Source organism: Moorella mulderi DSM 14980 (assembly GCF_001594015.1).
Taxonomy (GTDB): Bacteria; Bacillota; DSM-521; order Neomoorellales; family Neomoorellaceae; genus Neomoorella; species Neomoorella mulderi.
Map to the genome: position 1 here is coordinate 1 of NZ_LTBC01000069.1, position 538 is coordinate 538.

At 60.2% G+C, this 538-nt stretch carries 1 protein-coding gene; it reads right to left on the reverse strand.

The genetic code is table 11. The features are described from left to right. The coding region (locus MOMUL_RS15290) for a response regulator (RefSeq protein ID WP_062286268.1) at window positions 1-536 on the reverse strand (536 nt) is incomplete at its 3' end. Window positions 537-538 lie beyond the last annotated feature (2 nt).

Below are 538 nucleotides of genomic sequence, written 5' to 3' on the forward strand. Positions count from 1 at the left end.
GTGTCTATCTCGCGCAGGCGCCGCCGCGCCTGCCTGGCGCATTCCCCAATCTTTCCCTTACCCAACCTTTCAGACCGGGCCAGAACCAGGGCTACCTTTAGCCCGCCCCTGTTCGCCCGGTTGATCTCATTCCTGAGTACTTTGTGCAGCAGCTCTGCGGGGGCAGCTTCTACTCTGGCGCCAGGACCTATCAGTTTCTCTACGCGGCGCACCAGTTCCTCTACCGAGTAGGGCTTGCAGAGGTACTCCACCGCCCCTAGATCTATCGCCTTCTTGACTACGGCGACGTTGCTCTCGACAGTTACCACCATGACCGGGACGTAGCGGTACTCCGGCAGGCGTTTAAGGTTCTCCAGTACTCCCAGGCCGTCCATTCCCGGGAGGTGGATGTCGAGGATCACCAAGTCGTACGGTTCTCCTTTTCCCCTGGCTTTAACCAGCGCCTCCTGGCCGCTGGCGGCTTCGTCCACCAGGTAGCCCTTCTCCTCCAGTGTTCTCCTGGTGGAAAACCTGGTGAGGGTCGAGTCTTCCACCAGCA